This window comes from Ruegeria sp. G2 (assembly GCF_056533505.1).
Window position 1 is genome coordinate 90169 of the sequence record NZ_JBQFON010000005.1, and the last position, 20782, is coordinate 110950.

General features: G+C 54.9%; 24 protein-coding genes. 13 read left to right on the plus strand and 11 right to left on the minus strand.

Annotated features, from left to right (window positions below; translation table 11 throughout):
- Positions 1–11 precede the first annotated feature (11 nt).
- Both ACR0DU_RS10950 and ACR0DU_RS10955 read right to left on the minus strand, forming a co-directional pair.
- Positions 12–584, minus strand: coding sequence for a YceI family protein (locus ACR0DU_RS10950; RefSeq protein ID WP_319544825.1), 573 nt, complete (start codon positions 582–584; stop codon positions 12–14).
- A 126-nt stretch (positions 585–710) separates the two neighbouring features.
- Complete coding sequence (locus tag ACR0DU_RS10955) at positions 711–1220, minus strand: hypothetical protein (RefSeq protein ID WP_480874487.1); 510 nt, start codon at positions 1218–1220, stop codon at positions 711–713.
- A 277-nt stretch (positions 1221–1497) separates the two neighbouring features.
- Between ACR0DU_RS10955 and rpsF the strand changes: the two genes are divergently transcribed.
- From rpsF to ACR0DU_RS10985, 6 genes are all read left to right on the plus strand, one after another.
- Complete coding sequence (gene rpsF, locus ACR0DU_RS10960; RefSeq protein ID WP_029622013.1) at positions 1498–1851, plus strand: 30S ribosomal protein S6; 354 nt, start codon at positions 1498–1500, stop codon at positions 1849–1851.
- 27 nt (positions 1852–1878) lie between these two features.
- A complete protein-coding gene (gene rpsR / locus ACR0DU_RS10965) occupies positions 1879–2106 on the plus strand; it encodes a 30S ribosomal protein S18 (protein ID WP_005608650.1) in 228 nt (75 codons plus the stop codon).
- Between the two features lie 12 nt (positions 2107–2118).
- A complete protein-coding gene (rplI, locus tag ACR0DU_RS10970) occupies positions 2119–2739 on the plus strand; it encodes a 50S ribosomal protein L9 (protein ID WP_010442081.1) in 621 nt (206 codons plus the stop codon).
- 153 nt (positions 2740–2892) lie between these two features.
- A complete protein-coding gene (locus ACR0DU_RS10975; RefSeq protein ID WP_480874490.1) occupies positions 2893–3378 on the plus strand; it encodes a transglycosylase SLT domain-containing protein in 486 nt (161 codons plus the stop codon).
- Positions 3379–3658: 280 nt separating this feature from the next.
- Positions 3659–4360: an autoinducer binding domain-containing protein gene (locus ACR0DU_RS10980; RefSeq protein ID WP_010442079.1), complete on the plus strand. Its 702-nt coding sequence runs from the start codon at positions 3659–3661 to the stop codon at positions 4358–4360.
- A 119-nt stretch (positions 4361–4479) separates the two neighbouring features.
- Complete coding sequence (locus ACR0DU_RS10985) at positions 4480–5334, plus strand: acyl-homoserine-lactone synthase (RefSeq protein WP_480715454.1); 855 nt, start codon at positions 4480–4482, stop codon at positions 5332–5334.
- 98 nt (positions 5335–5432) lie between these two features.
- Here ACR0DU_RS10985 and tig read toward each other — a convergent pair whose 3' ends face one another.
- The 3 genes from tig to ACR0DU_RS11000 form a co-directional block, all read right to left on the minus strand.
- Positions 5433–6764 carry a trigger factor gene (gene tig, locus ACR0DU_RS10990; RefSeq protein ID WP_480874837.1) on the minus strand — a complete coding sequence of 444 codons (1332 nt, stop codon included), beginning with the start codon at positions 6762–6764 and terminating at the stop codon, positions 5433–5435.
- Between the two features lie 185 nt (positions 6765–6949).
- A complete protein-coding gene (locus tag ACR0DU_RS10995; protein WP_480874495.1) occupies positions 6950–8074 on the minus strand; it encodes a porin in 1125 nt (374 codons plus the stop codon).
- 306 nt (positions 8075–8380) lie between these two features.
- On the minus strand, positions 8381–9973 hold the full coding sequence (locus tag ACR0DU_RS11000) for an NAD(P)H-hydrate dehydratase (RefSeq protein ID WP_480874497.1): 1593 nt from the start codon (positions 9971–9973) through the stop codon (positions 8381–8383).
- Positions 9974–10143: 170 nt separating this feature from the next.
- Between ACR0DU_RS11000 and ACR0DU_RS11005 the strand changes: the two genes are divergently transcribed.
- The 5 genes from ACR0DU_RS11005 (at position 10144) to ACR0DU_RS11025 (ending at position 14653) form a co-directional block, all read left to right on the plus strand.
- On the plus strand, positions 10144–10482 hold the full coding sequence (locus ACR0DU_RS11005) for a P-II family nitrogen regulator (protein WP_010442074.1): 339 nt from the start codon (positions 10144–10146) through the stop codon (positions 10480–10482).
- Between the two features lie 42 nt (positions 10483–10524).
- Positions 10525–11931, plus strand: coding sequence for a type I glutamate--ammonia ligase (gene glnA, locus ACR0DU_RS11010; protein ID WP_480874502.1), 1407 nt, complete (start codon positions 10525–10527; stop codon positions 11929–11931).
- A 105-nt stretch (positions 11932–12036) separates the two neighbouring features.
- The gene (locus ACR0DU_RS11015) at positions 12037–12684 is read left to right on the plus strand and encodes an MSMEG_1061 family FMN-dependent PPOX-type flavoprotein (protein WP_170472264.1); all 648 of its coding nucleotides are present in this window, start codon (positions 12037–12039) and stop codon (positions 12682–12684) included.
- Between the two features lie 65 nt (positions 12685–12749).
- Positions 12750–13544, plus strand: a complete 795-nt coding sequence (locus tag ACR0DU_RS11020; RefSeq protein WP_170540619.1) for a lytic murein transglycosylase — start codon at positions 12750–12752, stop codon at positions 13542–13544.
- Positions 13545–13741: 197 nt separating this feature from the next.
- Positions 13742–14653 (plus strand): hypothetical protein, encoded by a 912-nt coding sequence (locus ACR0DU_RS11025; protein ID WP_480874505.1) that lies wholly within the window; start codon positions 13742–13744, stop codon positions 14651–14653.
- Positions 14654–14689: 36 nt separating this feature from the next.
- Here ACR0DU_RS11025 and ACR0DU_RS11030 read toward each other — a convergent pair whose 3' ends face one another.
- A complete protein-coding gene (locus ACR0DU_RS11030; protein ID WP_480874508.1) occupies positions 14690–15433 on the minus strand; it encodes a heme-dependent oxidative N-demethylase family protein in 744 nt (247 codons plus the stop codon).
- Between the two features lie 124 nt (positions 15434–15557).
- Between ACR0DU_RS11030 and dddP the strand changes: the two genes are divergently transcribed.
- On the plus strand, positions 15558–16901 hold the full coding sequence (gene dddP, locus ACR0DU_RS11035) for a dimethylsulfonioproprionate lyase DddP (RefSeq protein ID WP_480874510.1): 1344 nt from the start codon (positions 15558–15560) through the stop codon (positions 16899–16901).
- A gap of 3 nt (positions 16902–16904) precedes the next feature.
- Here the strand turns inward: dddP and ACR0DU_RS11040 are convergent, their stop codons facing one another.
- Positions 16905–17099, minus strand: coding sequence for a hypothetical protein (locus ACR0DU_RS11040; protein ID WP_170540628.1), 195 nt, complete (start codon positions 17097–17099; stop codon positions 16905–16907).
- A 255-nt stretch (positions 17100–17354) separates the two neighbouring features.
- Between ACR0DU_RS11040 and ACR0DU_RS11045 the strand changes: the two genes are divergently transcribed.
- Positions 17355–18569, plus strand: coding sequence for a bifunctional alpha/beta hydrolase/OsmC family protein (locus ACR0DU_RS11045; protein ID WP_480874513.1), 1215 nt, complete (start codon positions 17355–17357; stop codon positions 18567–18569).
- Positions 18570–18581: 12 nt separating this feature from the next.
- Here ACR0DU_RS11045 and ACR0DU_RS11050 read toward each other — a convergent pair whose 3' ends face one another.
- The 4 genes from ACR0DU_RS11050 to ACR0DU_RS11065 form a co-directional block, all read right to left on the minus strand.
- A complete protein-coding gene (locus tag ACR0DU_RS11050; RefSeq protein WP_120981142.1) occupies positions 18582–18860 on the minus strand; it encodes a hypothetical protein in 279 nt (92 codons plus the stop codon).
- Positions 18861–19099: 239 nt separating this feature from the next.
- The gene (locus tag ACR0DU_RS11055; protein ID WP_010442064.1) at positions 19100–19450 is read right to left on the minus strand and encodes a hypothetical protein; all 351 of its coding nucleotides are present in this window, start codon (positions 19448–19450) and stop codon (positions 19100–19102) included.
- Between the two features lie 10 nt (positions 19451–19460).
- Complete coding sequence (locus ACR0DU_RS11060; RefSeq protein ID WP_480874516.1) at positions 19461–20018, minus strand: hypothetical protein; 558 nt, start codon at positions 20016–20018, stop codon at positions 19461–19463.
- 139 nt (positions 20019–20157) lie between these two features.
- Complete coding sequence (locus tag ACR0DU_RS11065) at positions 20158–20745, minus strand: biotin transporter BioY (RefSeq protein WP_480874519.1); 588 nt, start codon at positions 20743–20745, stop codon at positions 20158–20160.
- Positions 20746–20782 lie beyond the last annotated feature (37 nt).

The window sequence follows — 20782 nt, forward strand, 5'->3', positions numbered from 1 at the left end:
TCAACGTCGGATTAGTCGGCCTTCTGGGCCTCTACCGAAATGCGAACCTCGACTTCGTCGCCGACGAAGGGTGCAAACTGGCCAAGATCGAACTCGCTGCGCACCAGTGTTGTGGTGGCGTCAAAACCGGCCCAGGGTTTGCCCGCCATTGGGTGTTCGCCCACTTGGTTTAACTTGGCGTCCAGTACGACCGATTTGGTAACACCGTTCATGGTCAGATCGCCCGTGATGTTGGCAGTGTTTTCGCCGGTAACTTCAATACCGGTAGAGGTAAACGTGATCAGGTCGCCCTCGGTCACGCCAAAGAAATCTTCGGTCATGAAGTGATCTTCGCGAGGTTTCCAGCCGGTGATCATCTCGACGACCGGCATCGATACGGTCACGCTGGAAGCGGCGGGATCTTCCTGATCGAACATGATCTCGCCCTCAAAGCCCGAGAACATGCCGTAAGTGGTAGAAAAGCCAAGGTGATTATAGCTGAAAAGAACCTGGCTGTGGCTGGAGTCCAGCGTGTATTTTTCTGCGCTGGCAAAAGCAGTCGTGGCCGAAACGGCCAGAGCAGCGGCAAGAAGGGTGGATTTCATAACAATCTCCGCAATGGTGTTGTCGCAAACCGGGTGGGTTGCTCACCAACAAAAATGTGCTGCCCAAGGGCAGCACACAAGTTTTTTTGATTCACAGAATCTGTTCCTTTTTGAACAGAATAAAATTCAGGCGAAAATTGTTACGTTTTGGCTGAGTTGACCTTTCAGCGCTGAGCTGACATCCGCCGATTGTAGCGGCAGCTTCATCAGCAGGCTGCCATCCACATCAAACAATTCAACCTGATCATCCGCAAATCTCGCACCGCCCAGCGAGTCGTAGCTGCGGCGCAGAACCGTTTGCGGCCGACCGTTTTCATTTTTCTGCAAAATGCGAACTTCGCGGCGGATCGGATCAAAATAAGCATCTGGGCGTGAATCCATGACCTCGATGGTCAGCAGACTGACGCCAACAATCAGGAACATCATCGATGCGGCCAGTTTGATCGGCCAAACCTCGGCCCCCATGACAGAGCCAGGCATAAGCCACATTGAAAATGCCGAGAGGATCAGAAAAGCACCTACGACACGCATAAGAACCATCCGTGCACGCCAGTTCGGCGCGAAGGTAATCAGAACGGGAACTGATTTCTCAAATGCTGCGCGAGACGCAGATTGTTCAAAAGTGTTTGTGTTCATGACGGCCATTGTCTTGCCCTGTCTAATTTTTCCAAACTGCCGGGTACTCCGGTCTTCATGAACAACCTCGGGGCGAAAAGCGTCAGGAATTGGGCACACCAAAGGAAATTGGGCGACTTCACCAAGGCATCCATGGCAGGGCTTGCCCCGACCGCGCAAACGTGTATACGGGGCCATCCTTCGCAAAGGTTATGAATCGCGCAGCCTCTCGTGGCAGGGTCGCGAAGGACCAATGACCCCGCCTTTGAAATGCGCCTTGATATAAACAGGAGTGCACATGCCACTGTATGAGCATGTAATGATCGCGCGTCAGGATCTGTCCAACGCGCAGGCAGAAAGCCTTGTCGAACATTTCGGCACCGTTCTGGCTGACAACGGCGGCAACGTCGTAGACAGCGAGTACTGGGGCGTCAAGACGATGGCTTATAAGATCAACAAGAACCGCAAAGGCCACTATGCCTTTCTGAAAACCGATGCCCCTTCGGGCGCGGTTCAGGAAATGGAACGCCTGATGCGCTTGCATGACGACGTTATGCGCGTTCTGACCATCAAGGTCGACGAGCACAACGAGGGCCCCTCGGTCCAGATGCAAAAGCGCGATGAGCGCGAAGGCCGCCGCGAGCGCCGCTGATCAACGCCTGAGGAAAGGACATAACCCATGGCCGCAAAACCATTTTTCCGCCGCCGCAAGGTCTGCCCGTTCTCGGGTGAGAACGCGCCGAAAATCGACTACAAAGACACCCGTCTGCTGCAGCGCTACATCTCTGAGCGCGGCAAGATCGTACCTTCGCGCATCACCGCCGTTTCGGCGAAAAAGCAGCGTGAACTGGCCCGTGCTATCAAGCGCGCCCGCTTCCTCGCCCTGCTGCCCTACGCCGTGAAGTAAGGAGAGACTGACATGCAAGTTATCCTTCTGGAACGCGTTGCGAAACTGGGTCAGATGGGCGACGTCGTTGACGTCAAGCCCGGCTACGCCCGCAATTTCCTGCTGCCTCAGGGCAAAGCACTGAGCGCATCCGAATCGAACATCGCATCGTTCGAAGCCCAGAAAGCGCAGCTTGAAGCACGCAACCTGGAAACCAAGAAAGAAGCCGAAGCGCTGGCTGAAAAGCTGGACGGTCAGCAGTTCATCGTGATTCGCTCGGCGTCAGATGCCGGCGCTCTGTACGGTTCGGTCACCCCGCGTGACGCCGCAGACGCTGCGACCGACGCAGGCTTCACCGTCGACAAGAAACAGATTGTTCTGATCGCCCCGATCAAGGAACTGGGTCTTCACTCGCTGGCAGTCAAACTGCACCCCGAGGTTGAAGTCGAGATCAAGATGAACGTCGCGCGTTCGGAAGAAGAAGCCGAACTGCAGGCATCAGGTAAATCGATTCAGGAACTGGCTGCTGAAGAAGAAGCCGCCGCTGAATTCGAAATCGCTGAACTCTTTGACGACATCGGCTCGGCCGCGTCGGATGACGATGAGTTGGTTGCCGAAGAAGCTCCGGCTGAAGAAGACGAAGCCAAAGCCTGATCCAGTTGCTTTTACGAATCCAAAGGGCCGCACTTATGTGCGGCCTTTTTTGTTTTCTTATCGCCACCAGCAAGATTTAGCCCGATTGATCGCCGAGACTTGCGGACTGGCGAAGGTTTCATATCATCGCCCTTCGATATCAGGAGCATATATATGACCCCTCTCCTTCGCCGCAGCGTTTTGACCTTGTTGCTCTTTGCGCCACTTGCCGCCTGTGGTGGCCCCAACGCTTCAGGTGGCACCGATACCTTCGACCCGCCCCTCTATCCCAATGAGACGCCGGAACTGCGTGCCTCGATCAACAAATGGGCCGATCACTACGAGGTTCCACGAGAGTTGGTGCACAAACTTGCCATCCGCGAAAGCACACATCGTCCCTGGGCGGTAAACCGCCCCTATTATGGGCTGTTGCAAATCCTGCCTGCGACCGCGCGATCTATGGGCTATGCTGGTAATGCCCAGGGATTGCTGGACGCAGACACAAACTTGGAATTTGCAGGTAAATACCTACGCGGCGCGTGGCTATTGTCGGACGGCGATCAACAGCGCGCTATTTTTCTCTATGCGAAAGGGTACTACCCCGAAGCTAAGAAGAGGGGTATGCTAGTTGAAACCGGTCTAGTTTCCGCCACAAAATAGACGTTATTAATGCGCATTCACCTCGTAAAGTATGCGCATAACCACTCAAACACCCGATAAACTTCGGAATGGGCACCACAAATCTGACATTGACCTAAGCAAAGGACGCCATAAAGATGTGCACCAATGGCACATTTCCCTTTAAAAGGCAGACATTTCCCCTAGCTTCTTGTCATGATGTGGGAAATGTGGTGTCCTTGTTGACGTCAGGGAAGACAGTATCTTTTTTCCTGGAAAAAGGGATCCGCCCGCTCACTCGGGTCTAGCTGGTCGTTGCCGTATGGATATTGTTGATCTCAGCACCCTTCCAGAACAGGATACTCGGTATGACGAGTTCCTGCGCCAAGTCTGTGACAAATACGAAATGGACCATGCCGCTTATGCTGGCATGAACCCTGCCGCAGGAACCATCCACGGCCATGTGACCTATAGCGATGACTGGAAAGCTCATTATCAAGAACAAGGTCTGCATCTGATCGATCCGACGTTGCACATGAGTCAACGTAGCATCGCGCCCGTAGATTGGAGTCGTCTTGAACGGGGCAAAGATTTCCAGCGCGTTTTTCGTGATGCACATGATTTTGGCATTCCAGATCAGGGCATTACGATTCCTGTGCGCGGGCCGTACGGAGATATCGGCCTGCTCAGCGCCGTGCGTGAATGCAGCCGGGAAGAGTGGAAGAAACTGGTGCCCAACGTGATAAGTGACCTGCAATCTTTGGCCGTACACATTCATGACAACGTCATGACGTCGGATACAATCAGCCGAATGCTATACCACCCGACCCTCTCCAGCCGCGAGTTGGAGATTTTGCAATGGGCGGCAGCAGGCAAATCACAGCAGGATATCGGCGATATTCTGTCGATTTCGCACCGTACGGTTGAGGTGCACTTGCGCTCTTCTCGCGAAAAGCTTAATGCACTGACGACTCCGCAGGCCGTCGGTCGCGCCATCGGAATCGGCTTAATCTACCCAGGATAAAGCCAAATCTTGCCAAAATTGGGCTAAAAAAAGCCGATATTACGGGAAACCCCCAATAGATTCGCTGTGGAAACCGAGTAACGTCTTATCCACAGACAGATCACTCGAAGGGGGTTAACATGATTTTGGTAGTTGATGGGCTGAACAGACATCTGTTCACCGAAGTTCTCGACGATATGTTCGAATTGCGCGCTCGGGTTTTTGGCGGGCGACTTGGTTGGGACGTTAACATCGAAGATGGGAAAGAAATCGATCAATTCGATCATCTGGATCCTGCATATGTAATCGGTCTCGACGATGAGGGGAACGTCGTGGCCGCAGTACGTGCACTCCAAACCACCGGCCCGCACATGCTTTCAGATGTGTTCTCGGATATCTTATGCGGCGAAGCACCAATGCGCAGCGCGACCATGTGGGAATCGACCCGCTTCTGTGTCGATACGCAGCGACTGACCCGAGGGAAAGAGAAAAACTCGGTCTCATATGCGACCTGCGAGTTGATGATCGGATCACTGGAATATTGCCGCAGCGCGGGTATTCAAGACATCATCACCGTCATCGACCCGGTCATGAACCGCGTTCTCAAACGCTCGAACTGTGCGCCCTACGATTATGTTGGCGAAACAGTACCGATGGGCAAAGTGCCGGCGATGGCAGCCTTGTTGGATTGCTCCGAAGAAAGGATTTCGGGCCTTCGAGAATTTGCTGAAATCCACCACGATGTCTTTATCGAAGAAGAAAAGGCATTGGAGTTCTTTGAGGCAAAAAAGGCAGCGGCTGCCAACCCGGCAAACCGCGACCACAAGCCGCTCACCGATCTTGAGAAGTACTTTGTCGAACAGATGAGTGCGGCCAAGACCGAAGTGGAAAGACAGGCAGTGCTGAAACTGATCGAAGCGCTGACCGATACATTCACCCCAGAGCAAAAGACCGCTCTGTTACAGACCCCCCGTGCTTTTGCTCATGAGGCCTGACCCCCTCACCTCATAGTACAAAGCCACCCATGCGGAGCCGTCTAATTTCCAGACGGCTCCGCTTTTTTTGTGGCCCCTGGCTGGGGGGAGGAAGAGGATTATTCCTCTTCCAGTGCCTCAACGGCTTTTTGCAGGTCGTCTTTGCCGACTTCTTTGTCTGCGACCTGAGCCAGCTCGACGATGTAGTCGACAACCTTGTCTTCAAAGATCGGCGCGCGCAATTGCTGCTGCATCTGAGCGTTCTGCTGCACGAACTCAAAGAACTGACGTTCCTGACCTGGGTACTGACGTGCCTGGTTCATGATCGCCTGAGTCATCTCGGCATCGGTGACTTCAACCTCGGCTTTCTGGCCCAGTTCAGCCAGCAACAGGCCCAGACGCACGCGGCGCTCGGCCAGCTTGTTGTGCTCCTCAGTCGGCTCGATCGGATCATGATCGTGGCCTTCAACTTCAGGGTTCTCTTCGTGCCATAACTGATGTGCGATCTGTTTGGCTTCGGCTTCCACCAATGAGGGCGGCAGGTCGAACGAAACTTTCTCATCCAGCACGTCCAATAGCGCGCGCTTCATAACCGCACGCGATGCGCCTGCGTATTCGGCTTCCAGGCGTTCACCAATCTGTTCTTTCAGTGCAGCCAGATCGTCGGCGCCGAATTTCTTGGCCAGTTCGTCGTCAACCTCGGCAGCAACCGGTTCCTTCACCTCTTTGATGGTGCAGGTGAATACGGCGTCTTTACCGGCCAGATGCTCGGCACCGTATTCTTCAGGGAAGGTAACATTCACGTCTTTCTCTTCCTCGGCTTTTACGCCAACCAGCTGCTCTTCAAAGCCAGGGATGAAGCTGTTCGAACCCAGAACCAGCGGGTAATCTTCAGCCGAACCACCTTCGAACTCTTCGCCGTCAACCTTGCCAACAAAGTCGAAAACGATCTGGTCGCCATCCTTGGCTTTGGAACCCTTGCGGCGCGCTTTAAAGTTCTGGGCGGTCTCGGCCAGATTGTTCAGCGCTTCTTCAACGGCTGCGTCATCAGCTTTGACAACCAGCTTCTCCAGCTCGACCGATTTCAGGTCAACCTCTGGAATTTCGGGCAGTGCTTCGTAGGACATAGCAACTTCTACGTCATCGCCTTCTTTCCAGTCCTCGTTGGTCATCTTGACCTCGGGCTGCAGTGCAGGACGCTCGCCGCTGTCCTCAAAGTGCTTATTCATCGCACCGTCGATGGTTTCCTGCATCGCTTCGCCAAGCAGGCGCTGGCCAAACTGCTTCTTCAGCAGTGCCATCGGCACCTTACCTTTACGGAAACCCTTCATTTCGACTTCGGGCTGCGCTTCGGTCAGCTTTTCGTTGACCTTGTTGTCCAGCTCGGCAGCGGTCACAACGATGTTGTACCCGCGTTTCAGACCTTCATTCAGCGTCTCGGTAACCTGCATTATGGTAGTCCCCATAGGATTCGGGGCGCGCAAAACGGGCGCGCCGGGCAAATTTGACGCCTTCTATTTGCCCAGCCGCCCGCGTGCAAGAGGCAAAGGCCTTTTCAGCCCCGTTTTGCCCATATCACAGACGAAAAAACGCCCCGGCGCGGGCCGGAGCGTTTGATCATTACTGAGTTGAGAGCTCAGAACTTCCAGCGGGCGCCCAACACCCAGGCTTCGTTGTTGTCGAACGAAGCGCCATCTTCGAAGTCGTGATTGCGGTATTTCAGGTAGGCATCTGTATTGATGCTGTCGATACGCTGAACGACAGCGATGCCCCAAGCGTCTGTGCTGGACCCGTCATTCACGAAGTCCGAACCCGAATAGTAGTCGATCCCGATACCGGTTTTGCCCCAGGAGACCCACTGATCTTCATACGCGATCTTTCCATAGAAGTAGTTCGGATCAGACGCACCGTCCGCATCATTGTCGCGCGTGCCCGCAGCGACGGTGAAGCTCAACCCACTCTGCAGCAGAACGGACGCGGAACCGATGGTATCCTTGCGATCCCCTGATCCATCGTCAGCCGAACGAACCGAGTAAGCAATGGCTGCAGCAAACTCGACCCCGCCACCGAAGGTGTTGTTGTATCTGAGGCCAACATCATAATAGTCATCGTCATCGCTGCTGGACAGGATGTTCTGACCATATGCCAGCCCAGCGGTGAATCCACTGAACTCGGGTGTATCATAACGAACACGGCCACGACGCGCGCCGTCAAAGTTGCTGCTGGAATCGCCTACGGTGATATCGCTTAGGAAACCGTCAGTGCCGCGATAGAAAAAACCGCCGTTCTCGTCATTAGTGAAAGAATACAGCGCGGTCCCGACATAGGACAGGTCCACTTCGGCGGCACCGTCCGCCACCATGCTGCCCTGACCAGCAGAGAATTTACCCCAGTCACCCGCCAGAGCGAAATCTACATGCCGGATGTCTTCGCGAGTCCAACCGCTGAAATCAGTGCCCAACTGGTTCCACTCGCTTGAATTCGGAAGTCCCAATCCGGTTTCCAGCCGGAATGTGAAATCGTTGTTCCCAAAAGGCTGTAACAGCTCAAGTCCGACCCGGCTATTCGAAAGGTCGTTGTCCAGCACGCGGGTCTCGGTGTCTTCGCCATCATCGACCGAGATCAACGCAGGGTGCAGCTGCCCGTATAGCAACACATAACCACCTGTGTTGTTTTCATATTTAAGTTCGGCGGCGGCAGGTATCGCGGTTGTCGCAGCAAGCACTGCTGCTAAGGAAGTCAGTTTATTATTCACTGTCATGTCATTCACCGTAGATGGTTCTCTAAGTTTGATACTGCTCAAATGCTCACCAGTTCCTGCGGTTCCAATGATATCGGAAACAAGTCCCGCATTCATTGCTTTATCGCCACAGGTATCCGCGTAGAAGGCAAGATTCTGCATTAATTTCAATTCATTGATCGAGTCCCAGAAGCGACTCTAATAACCATGCAAGAAAATTGTGACGCTGATCGTTGCATACTGCAAACAGCCGCTATGCGACTGGCGGGACGCAGCGGCATAAATTCGCCGCTTTGGGCTGTGATCGGCCATTAACCGCCGATCCATTTATACTTCAATCTGTTGCAATACGGCGGGCAACTGCTCGGCTAAATCTTCGGCGATCAAGCCTGGCCCAAATATCCGAGCGCATTCAACATGCAGCCAGGCCGCCGTTTCTGCCGCTTGCATTGGCTCGAACCCACGGGCAAGCAATCCGGTGATGAAGCCGGCCAACGTATCGCCCGATCCGGCCGTTGCAAGCCAAGGGGCCGCCCGGTTGTAATGTGCAGAATTGACCGAGCACCGCCCGTCCAGCGTGGCAATGACCGTGTCAGGCCCTTTCACCAATACACAACATCCAGCTCGCGCCGCAGCCTCACGAGCCGCATCAACCTTAGAGAATGCCGGGCCCTTGGCGGGCACTTCATTCAGCTTTTCTGCGATATCCGGGAACAAACGCGCGAACTCTCCTGTATGCGGCGTCAGCACGCATCTTTCATGCAGCAGTTCTAATAGCGCCACCGGTTCTTCGGCAAACGCTGACAAGGCATCCGCATCCAACACAGTCGGCCGCGCTGCGCTTAGTGCAACCGGCACCAATTCCCGAGATCGCGTTTCCCCCAGGCCCGGTCCAAGGCACAATGCGTTAAACCGCTCATCCTGCAGAGTTTCAAGTAAGTCCCCCGCCCCATCAACCCGCTTCAGCATCAGAGCGGTGATCTGGCTCGCGATCTCCATTTGCGCGGCAGGTGGCGCACCCAGTGTCACCAACCCCGCCCCTATCCGCAGCGCCGCTCGAGCTGCCAAACGTGCGGCCCCGGTTTTGCCGATGCCGCCCGACAGGACAAGCGCATGACCGTGTGAGTATTTATGGCTGTGCTCACTTTTATAGAGATGAGAGCCAGATGGCGCTTCGACAGAAGTTGCTGCCTCAATCCCTCCCTCATCCCGATTCAATCCGATATCTTTCACGACCAGCCGACCGCAATAAGATGGACCCTCGCTCAGAACATGCCCAAGCTTTCGCGCGTGGAATGAAACGGTCAGGGCGGACCGTGCGCAACGGCGACCATGCGGTGCAAAGGCGCCCCCAATAACTTTGCCTGAATCCGAGCAGAGACCTGAAGGCAGATCAATTGCGACTGTTCGTGGTGGTACGATATCGGTTCCACGACCTTGCCTGCGCATTTCCCAAGCGTCTTCCGCATCATCATGCGCCCATAGGTATTCCCACAAAACCGGATCTTCGATTGGTCGCGTCAATCCGGTGCCAAACAATGCATCAATGGAAAGGTCAGGATGCTGAATTTCAGCCTTACCAAAATCAGCCACGCCAAGCGTCCTTCCTTCCCACCGCTCATAGTTCACGCGCGCATCCGGTGGCAATTTGGCAGGGTCACCATAGAGCAACACTTCGACTTGCCACCCCTGCCCTTGCAGCAACCGCGCGACCACAAAGCCGTCTCCGCCATTGTTGCCCGGGCCACTTAATATCAGCGCGCGACCTCTGGATATCGCTAAGTCTGACCATTCCTCAAAAATCGCGGCCACAACGCCTTGTCCTGCGCGCTCCATCAACTCAAGACCCGTCGCCTGCCCAAGACCAATCGCGGTGGTCTCGATGAGGCGTATTTGCTCAGCGGTCAGCAGTTTCGTCATCTCTGGCCCCTCAGGCGATTCAAATTCGATTACTTTTTGTGCACAGCGATCAAAATTTGATCCAATGATCGCTTTCACTGTTTCTGGCAGCCTGCAACACAGCAATCAGATTGCCGCCCAATCTTAGACGTGATCAGTGCCTTCAAGACAACCATGCAAGGTGAGCCGGAATGAAAAAGATCGAAGCGATCATCAAGCCGTTCAAGCTGGACGAAGTGAAAGAAGCGCTGCAGGACGTGGGCGTACAAGGCCTGAGCGTGATCGAGGTCAAGGGCTTTGGACGCCAGAAGGGCCATACTGAACTTTATCGCGGCGCGGAATATGTCGTCGACTTTCTACCCAAAGTAAAAGTCGATGTTGTGCTCGAAGATGATCAGGTTGACGCTGCCATCGAAGCAATCATATCCGCTGCCAAAACAGACAAAATCGGCGATGGCAAAATCTTTGTCTCACCGGTTGAACAAGCTGTTCGCATCCGCACCGGCGAAACCGGTCCAGACGCACTCTAAATTCATCCGAATACAAACATATCTATCAGAAGGACCAAGGGAATGAGCGTAGACGCAGTGCTCAAGACACTCCGCGAAGAAGACGTCGCTTACGTCGATATTCGTTTCACCGACGTGCGCGGCAAGCTGCAGCACGTAACCGTGGACGTTGATCTGGTTGACGAAGACTTCCTGGAGGAAGGTTTCATGTTCGACGGCTCGTCCATTGCGGGCTGGAAGTCGATCGAGAACTCGGACATGAAATTGATTGCCGATACAACCTCAGCTTACATCGATCCGTTCTATGCCGAAAAGACGCTGTGTCTGCACTGCTCGATCGTTGAACCGGACACCGGCGAAGCTTATGGTCGCGATCCGCGTGGCACCGCGCAGAAGGCTGAAGCTTACCTGAAATCCAGCGGAATCGGTGATGCTGCCTATATGGGCCCCGAAGCTGAGTTCTTCTTGTTCGACGACGTTCGTTTTTCGAACAGCATCAATAAGGTATCGTTCGAAGTCGATGCGACCGACGCATCCTGGAACACCGACACTGAATACGAGATGGGCAACATGGGCCATCGTCCTGGCATCAAGGGCGGCTACTTCCCCGTGAACCCGATTGACGAAGCACAGGATCTGCGCTCGGAAATGCTGTCAACCATGAAGCGCCTCGGCATGAAGGTCGACAAACACCACCATGAGGTCGCGTCGTGCCAGCACGAGCTGGGCCTGGTCTTTGACAGCCTGACCAAGCAGGCCGACGAGCTGCAAAAGTACAAATACGTCATCCACAACGTGGCGCACGCCTATGGCAAGTCGGCCACCTTCATGCCCAAGCCGATCTATGGTGATAATGGCACCGGCATGCATGTGAACATGTCGATCTGGAAAGACGGCAAGCCGCTGTTTGCGGGCGACAAATACGCCGACCTGTCGGACGAAGCGCTGTACTTCATCGGTGGTATCCTGAAGCACGCCAAAACCCTGAACGCCTTCACCAACCCGTCGACCAACAGCTACAAGCGTCTGATCCCGGGCTTTGAGGCCCCTGTTCTGCGCGCCTACTCGGCCCGCAACCGCTCGGGCTGTGTGCGTATTCCGTGGACCGAAAGCCCGAAAGCCAAACGGGTTGAGGCTCGCTTCCCCGATCCCGCCGCAAACCCCTACCTGGCGTTTGCTGCGCTGCTGATGGCCGGTCTTGACGGCATCAAGAACAAGATCGATCCGGGCGAAGCCATGGACAAGAACCTGTACGATCTGCCCGCCGAAGAACTGGCCGACATCCCGACCGTTTGCGGATCGCTGCGTGAGGCTCTGGAAGCTCTGGCATCCGATCACGACTTCCTGCTGCAGGGCGACGTGTTCACAAAAGACCAAATCGACGGCTACATCGAATTGAAGATGGAAGAGGTCGAAACATACGAGCACACGCCGCACCCGGTTGAGTACGGCATGTACTACAGCTGTTGATCCAATAGCATATCGGACTGTCATAAGGGCGCCCTTCGGGGCGCCCTTGTTTCGTTTGACGCGATCTTCCAAACTCGCTGAACCAGCACCAAAGGAGGAACGCGCATGCCCGTCGATGCTTCACCTTTTTCAGAGTTCGCAAATCTCGTGACCTCAGAAGCCGAACTCGAACAGATTTGCGGGCACCCCCTGCCTCAGATCATCGACAAAGAACTTCCGGCGCTGGATCAGATGTGCCGTGACTTTATCGCAACCTCACCTTTCTGCCTCATCGCGTCGGCGAACCCGTCCGGCTATCTAGATATTTCTCCACGCGGGGACCCGGCAGGGTTTACATTCATCATTTCTGACACGCTGATCGCCCTGCCCGACCGCCCCGGAAACAAGCGCGTAGATACCTTTCACAACGTTCTGAAGGACCCGCGCGTTAGTTTGATCTTCTTCGTCCCCGGAAAAATGGAAACGCTGCGACTTCGCGGCACCGCAAGGATTTGTGCGGATTCTGAACTGCTTTCTACCATGGATGTTGGAGGTCATGCCCCCAAACTGGCCTTGTTGATCCATGTCGAAACCATCTTTGCGCACTGCCCCAAATGCATCATCCGTTCAAACCTGTGGCAGCCAGAGGAATGGCCGGATTCTTCGCATCTGCCCAATATGAACGCGATGATGGTCAAGCATGCCAAGATCGATAAAACTCCGGACGAGTGGTTCGAAACCCTGAAAACCACAGGTGAACTTGATCTGTATTAAACCGCTTTGCCAGACAGCGATCAAAGCTTAGGCTGAAGTAGTTATTGTGCAATCGGATTTCCTTCATGCTTAGAATTTGCACCAGCGTTGCTATCGCTATTCTCATGCCCTCGATGGCGTTCACGGCCCCATGCGGCAATACCGGTAGCGGATTTGAGGCTTGGAAAGCCGACTTCGCCAAAACAGCCAAGCGTGCTGGGGTGAAAAAGAAAGGTCTGCAGGCATTGGCGCAGACCCAATACGCGACCCGCACCATTGCAGCTGATCGCAATCAAAAAAGCTTCAAATACTCGCTGGACAAGTTCATGAAAATTCGCGGAGCGGATACCATCGTCGCGCAGGGACGTAAGCGTAAGGCGCGCAACCCGCAATTCTATGCTGCTCTGGAGCGCCAATACGGGGTGCCCGCGGGTGTTCTGATTGCCATCCACGGCATGGAAACCGGCTTTGGTAACTTCATGGGCGACAGCCAGGTTGTTTCCGCAATCACAACATTGGCCTATGATTGTCGCCGATCCGAGTTCTTTATCCCGCATGCCATTGGTGCGCTAAAATTGGTCGATCAAGGAAGCGTCACGATGGCGACAAAAGGGGCAAAACATGGCGAGCTGGGTCATACGCAATTTTTGCCTGGCAATGCTTTGACCTATGGCGTGGACGCAACGGGTGATGGTCGGGTCGATTTCTACAACATGACCGACGCCCTTGCCTCAACTGCAAATTTCTTACGTAAGAAAGGGTGGAAGCCAGGACGTGGCTACCAATCCGGCGAGCCGAATTTTGCGGTTATCCAACAGTGGAATGCCGCCACTGTTTATCAGCAATCCATCGCTATTATGGCCGCTCGAATCGACGGTTGAGTCGACCAACTTATCTGGCTCGGCAAATCCGATTTCAGCCACATTCTCGCCACATATATAAAAGAAAACCGCGTTTTTCTTGGTTTCCAAAGTGTAATCAATGATGGAAATCTCTGACTTTTTTGCATTTTCGTCAAAATTTGCACCATTTCGGTTGCTACATTGTTGTGAAGATTATTACGGCAAAGGAACATGCTGTGACTTCGAAGCATATGTACCACGGCGGTCTCCAGTTCGACGGCTCTGCGGATGGCGCACTTGAACGCCTTTGCGATGTCGTATCCACCACACTTGCGGATTATGGCCATCTGGTTGAGCGCAAGACGCTTCTCAGCGCGTCCGAGGCCAGCATCGTCTGCAGCCAGTATCTTGTGCGGCTGACCCTTGATTCAGAATCCAAGGCAGTTGAACACAGCCACCATGAACGGATGGACAAAACTGCGGGTCTCAGAACCAAGGCGCGTCGTGCCGTAGCCCCCCCAGACAACCGGTTGACGATTACAATTTGCCCGGTTTCAAAGCTGCTTGATGATAGCGAAATTTCAGAGTTGATGCTGGTTGTGATGCTTTACCGCATGGTCGATATCTGTACGACCCGGCGGGTTGAATGGTTATCACCCAAAACAGTGCTGACGATTGAACAATTCATGAGCGCGTTCGACTCGATCAGCCCCCGCAATTCCCGAAATCGCAAACAGATTTTCGAAGCGATCAGCGGTCCATTTGCCGGGCTCGACTTGCCCGATCCCAATCCAGTGCAATTGGAAACCAAAACCCAGAGCAAGCCGCGACCAATAAAGCTGAGCGATGACCAACTCCTCAGTATCGCGTTTCGCACTGAAACCGATCCGTCGCCGTCGGCAAACCTTTCTCAGGACAGCGCTGAGGAAACCGATCGCCCAAGCGATATCCTTAGGCTGACTAGTTGGGGCATGACAGGCGCGATTGCCAGCATATCTGCCCCGGTTGCCGTTTCCTTGGCGGCTGTCAATCTGATCCGCGGTGAAGACTTTCGCCTCAACACTCAGGTGTTGGCATTTACAACCGCGATTTTCGGCCTGAACCTTACAAATGCTTTTGGCGAGGTCGCAAACGCCCTAGGCATGTAACCAAACGACCCAAGACCCTCCTTGGAAACCCCGCCATCAGGCGGGGTTTTCCAATTCTAAGACCTGCTCCGCCGCCATCACGTATGTGTGGATGGCAAATACCACCGCGCCTGTTTGTGGTAAACGCAAGAGAGTTTGTCGTTCGCTGCGCAGATACCGGGCGGTGTTTTCGTTCTGTGGCGCACGTCTTTGCGCAATACTGCGTGGCTGGAACAGTTCAGCGTCATGATACCAAAGCGCATTAAACCGCCACAGCGGGCGGTTCGGTTGAATCCCATCAAATAAACGCTGAACCCTACGTGCTATGTTTGCGTCGTAGACATCCACGGGTTCATGAATTCCAGTCAGTGGGCGCATGAATTTTTCGGACAACATCCAGCTTGCAGGAAAGCACAGGATCGCGCCTGTCAGTACATGCTCATCTCCGTGCTTCTGCAATATGCAGAAATCTTCCTGTACCAATTGGCAAAGCGTTTCCAACGGGTGGTCCCGATCAATTTCGACCTTGATCCCGTCTGGCCTAACAACTTGATCGGAAGCATCCGGGTAGGCTTGCCTGAGAACCAATTCAAGCAACTCCTGCGCGGGCTTCGATGCTTCGGGGCTCTGGGCCAGAACATCTAACGTCCGCTCTTCCAACAAATCTGTCCGCCGTTGCATCTGAGCCGCAAAGGCATCGTCCTGGTGCAACCAGTTGTTAGGATCAGCCGGCTTGATCCCAGGTAGCGGGTTTGGGGCAAGCGGATTGTGGGGGATGGAATGCTGCAATATCTCCGTCATAACTGAGGCATAGCATCCCAAACTGGCTTTGCCGGTCAAAAAGCGACTTCTAGACAGTCGCAAACTTTCGAGACGTATCGTCTTTGGCTTTGCAGGCTGGGTTGGCAAGCAGAAAGGCCCGCCCGTGAACACACCCTATCGCGACACCCGTAAGATTGATCCCACCAGGGGCACCACTCTCGGCGATGGAACCCCAAATGACAATGATCGGATCGAAATCGGACCGACACAGCTGGCCTTTGATGAATGGACGGCCGCAGGGCTGAGCCTGCCCAATCTCGAACGGATGCGGGAATACCGCTGGTCGCGATTGACCCAAGCCATTGTGAAACGTGGCTGGGGTGGTGTCTTGTTGTTTGACCCCCTCAACATTCGCTACGCGACCGACAGCACCAATATGCAGCTTTGGAACACTCACAATCCGTTCCGGGCGGTGTTGGTTTGCGCAGATGGCTATATGGTCATCTGGGACTACAAAAACTCTCCTTTCCTGTCGAAATTTAACCCGCTGGTGCGCGAACAACGCTCGGGTGCGGATCTGTTCTATTTCGACCGGGGCGACAAAATCGATATCGCGGCGGATGTGTTCTCGAACGAAGTGCGCGTGTTGATCGAGGAACATGGCGGCGGAAATAAGAGACTTGGTGTAGACAAGATCATGTTGCACGGCCTGCGCGCGCTCGAGGCGCAAGGGTTTCAAATTATGGAGGGGGAAGAGCTCACGGAGAAAACCCGCGCTGTTAAAGGCCCCGACGAAATCGTCGCCATGCGCTGTGCCAGCCACGCCTGTGAAACCGCGGTGGCCGAAATGGAGCGCTTCGCACGTGCCAATGTCGGGGATGGTAAGACCTCTGAGGATGACATCTGGGCTGTTTTACATGCTGAAAATATTCGACGCGGAGGCGAGTGGATCGAAACCCGGCTTCTGGCCTCGGGCCAGCGTACCAATCCATGGTTTCAGGAATGTGGCCCACGTATCACGAGACAGAACGAGATCATCGCATTCGATACCGACCTGATCGGATCATACGGCATTTGCATCGACATTTCGCGCACTTGGTGGATCGGCGATCAAAAGCCACGGCCTGACATGATTTATGCAATGCAGCACGCGCACGAGCATATCATGACCAATATGGAAATGCTGAAACCGGGCGTCATGATCCCGGAACTGACCGCCAATGCCCACCGGCTGGACGACAAGTTCCAGGTACAAAAGTATGGTTGCCTGATGCATGGCGTGGGATTGTGCGATGAATGGCCTTTGGTGGCATATCCAGACAAAGCGGTAGAAGGGGCCTATGACTACCCGCTCGAACCGGGAATGGTGCTGTGCGTCGAAGCGGCAGTCGGTGAGGTAGGTGGCGACTTCTCAATCAAGCTGGAAGATCAGGTGCTGATTACAGAAGACGGCTACGAAAACCTGACCAAGTATCCGTTCGACGCACAGTTGATGGGCGCAAACTAAGCGCTATTTCGACCAGTGAGATCGCCTGACGTTACCGTGCCAATCCTCGGGCGCGGTGATGATCTGTGTTTCCTGGGGCAAGGTGCTCAGTGGCCAGTTTTGCCCAAGCGCGAAACCGATTGCGCCCGTCAGCAGGATCGCAATCAGTACTCCGGGACGAATTGCCGGACTCAGAGGTACAGGTGTCGAATGTGCCATTTTGGTCTCCACAGTGAGTCATTGGAATGACTATTAGTTGGGAGGCGACAGCAAATAAGTAAAATGAATATTTTTACGGCAACACATCACCATTTTTGATTTATTGGGCTCTTTGACGAAAATTGTAAAAGAACTTGGTGCCCAGATAAGATCACTTCCCGATCTCTCACCTTCCCGTGACGCGCCTGACACAAGGGTTGAGCCGCCCGCCCCCAGCGCACAGTATTGTCGAAACCTGACAACCTAGGAATAATCATGCCCACCGAACGCATTACCTTTGCCGGTCACGACGGCAGCCAACTGGCCGCGCGCCTGGATTTGCCAGACGGGCCGGTTCTGGCGACGGCGTTATTTGCACACTGTTTTACCTGCTCGAAAGACATTCCGGCAGCACGGCGAATTTCGGCGCGCTTGGCGGCGATGGGCATCGCGGTCCTGCGGTTCGACTTTACCGGCCTTGGTCACTCGGACGGCGAATTCGCCAATACGACATTCACCTCGAATGTCGAGGACCTGATCAAAGCCGCAGAATATCTTGCGGGCCGTAATATGGTACCGTCGCTTCTGATCGGCCATTCGCTTGGTGGCGCTGCCGTATTGCGAGCACGCGCAGGAATTCCGTCAATCAAAGCCGTGGTAACGCTCGGCGCGCCCGCCGACCCCGGCCATGTGTCCCACCATTTCGAGGCCGCCTTGCCCGAAATCGAATCTCAAGGCAGCGCCGAAGTGTCGTTGGGAGGGCGTCCGTTCCGCATTGGCAAGGCGTTTGTTGAAGATATTTCAGAAACCGCGCTCACTCCGGCCATTGCTGATCTGAAAGCTGCCTTGCTGATCCTGCACGCACCACGCGACAGTACGGTCAGTATTGACAATGCCAGCACCATCTTCATGGCGGCAAAACATCCCAAAAGCTTTGTTACACTCGATAATGCCGACCACCTGATCACGCGTGCGCAAGATGCGGATTATGCGGCTGATGTCATCACCGCCTGGGTTTCCCGCTATGTCAAGCTGTGCCCTCCGGCCCCGCCACCTGGGGCACCGGAAGGTGTCGTCCGCGTGACCGAGGCAGACCCGTCGGGTTTTCTGCAGGACATTCAGTCGGGCCCGCGTCATCACGCGGTCGCGGACGAGCCCGCATCTTATGGTGGTTCGGATCGGGGCATGTCACCTTACGGGTTCGTGTCGTCCGGGTTGGGGGCATGTACCTCGATGACCATTCGCATGTATGCCCGCCGCAAGCGATGGCCGCTGACAGGTATCACGGTCGATGTCTGTCATGATAAAGTTCACGCGCAGGATGCCGGGCTTGCTAGCGAAGGCAAGGTCGATCAGTTTCGCCGTAAAATTCGGCTGGAGGGCCCGCTGGACGCGGATCAGAAGGCCAAGCTGCTGGAGATTGCCGACAAATGTCCTGTTCACAGAACTCTTGAAGGCTCGGCCCATATCACGACTGAACTTCTGCAGTAAATTGCGGTTGGATCAGGGCGCTTTCCAATCTGTCGAGTGCGTCTCTCGGCGTCTGGTAGCGCCAAGACCGCGCTTGACCCCACCGACAACAGAGATCGAATAGACGCATCCCCTCTGATCGAACGAAATCTCCATAAGGGCGTCGCGGATATCCTTTCCAAACGGTCCGCGTGGATGAGCGGCAAATCCAAAGTCGCCCATATCATCTTCGATCTCGTCCATAATATCTTCGGGTATGGCCCTGGCATTCAGGTTTATGCGAAACGGGTTCGGCAGACCGATATTGGGCACAATCAGGATACCGCAGAACGCGGCTGCAAAGGCTCTTAGCTGTTCTTAAGTCAGCATCGTCGACTCCTTTTGGCAAAGGTCGAGCGGGCTGTGACATTCGATGCGGTTGTTATTACGGAACTTCTAAATCAAGCCCGCCCAATTTGCACTCTATCACGGATTTGCAATTCGCATAATCTGTGGGGCCTAACGTACCAATCCCCGATCGGGTCGGGGCTGACCAATCTGCCCCGAGTTCTTCAGCGACGTCTTGGAGACGGCCGATGGATCGGCGGCCGCGCCGCCGGGGGGCGCGCCACTGGGGGATGCGGGCGCGAAGGTGGTTTGGCGACTGGAGGTTTGGGCCGCTGCGGCGGGTTCGGGCGCACCGGGCGGTCAGGCCTGTCGGGTCTGTCGGGCCGATCAATATCCACGTCCACGTCTACATCGTGATCGTGGTAATAGTCATTCCACAGCATCGAATCGTAAAATGGGTCATAGCCGACGCCATACCCTACCCCGACCGTTACGCCATCGCAGGCTGACAATGTGAAGGTTGCAGCCCCCAGTCCCAGCGCCAAAACTGAGCGTTTTATCACTTTGCGTGTCATCCAGGCCTCCTTACTGCAAAGACCGGAACGACGCGAAAACGGCGTTCAAGGCATCAACATAAGACGGGTCGGCCCCGTCCCGCAGGATCGCAACCCCAATGGCCACACGGTCGCGCGGCAGGTCGATCACGGTGGCGGTAAAGTTCACTCCGCGCCCATCTCGATTGCCGGTGCCTCGAATAACCTGGGCAGGCCGCCCACCAATCCTTGTATCGCTCGTACTGGTCACGGTCGGGTCTTTGACGAGGAATTTGTCGATATCCTCAAGATAGCGCAGCCCGCCCTGAATGCTTGAAACCCGCGATGGTGAGACGAACCCCATCCAGACATTATCGTCAGTCACCGGTCTGATCCCCATGACGCGCGAAACCGCACGGGCATCGCCCAGATTGGTATCCTCGATCTCACGCGGGCCACCGGTGCGCAATGTCCAGAAGTCGGGAACCTCAAAGCGGAACAGGGCGCGCCCTTCATCGGTGTAGGTCACCGGTGTGTCGGCTTGCACAGGCGTTACAGCCAACCAAGTCACGGCACTTGCAGCAAGCGCCAAGCTTAACAAAATACGCATATCTCAATAACCTGATCAGTTTTCTGGTCTCAGGTTGCCCACGCAGATTGACTTTGTCCAGTATCCTATTCTGCAGACAATAAAAAACCCGCGCCCGGAAAGCTCCGAACGCGGGTGTGTCTTGCGCAAGAGCGCGCTATCAGGTGCGTGCGTCGCCCAGCAGTTTCCACAGACCGGGGATCAGCAGAGCGGCCAGCGCCAGCTTGATCGCATCACCCAGAAGGAACGGTGTCAGGCCCCATTCCAGGATCGGCTTGTCCCAGCCATACAGTTGACCCAGCCACAACAGGCCCGGCACGTAGATCAGCACATTGGCCAGTACCAACGCCAGCGCCAGCTTGCCAACCGAGCGATCCCAGCCGCGCGCGGCCAGTGCACCCAGCAGAATGGTCGCCATCAGGTAACCGACCAGATAGCCGCCGGTGCCACCCATCATGTAGGTCAGGCCATATTTTTCGGCCGAGGAACCTGCAAACACGTCAAAGCCAAGTGCACCGATCAGCAGGTAACCCAGCATCGTGATCAGGCCAAGGCGCGCGCCGTAGGCGGTGCCGATGGTCAGAACAGCGAATGTGCCCATGGTGATTGGAACCGGCCACATTGGCACTTTGATTTTGGCAGCAACAGCCAGAGCAACGATACCCAGGGCAACCAAAGCCACCTGCTTGACGCGCAGCGCCGTCCCCTCACGCGGGCCAAAAGCATTGGCCAGTACGTTTGCGTTCATCTCATTTCTCCACATTCGGACTTATTTGCACCTGCAG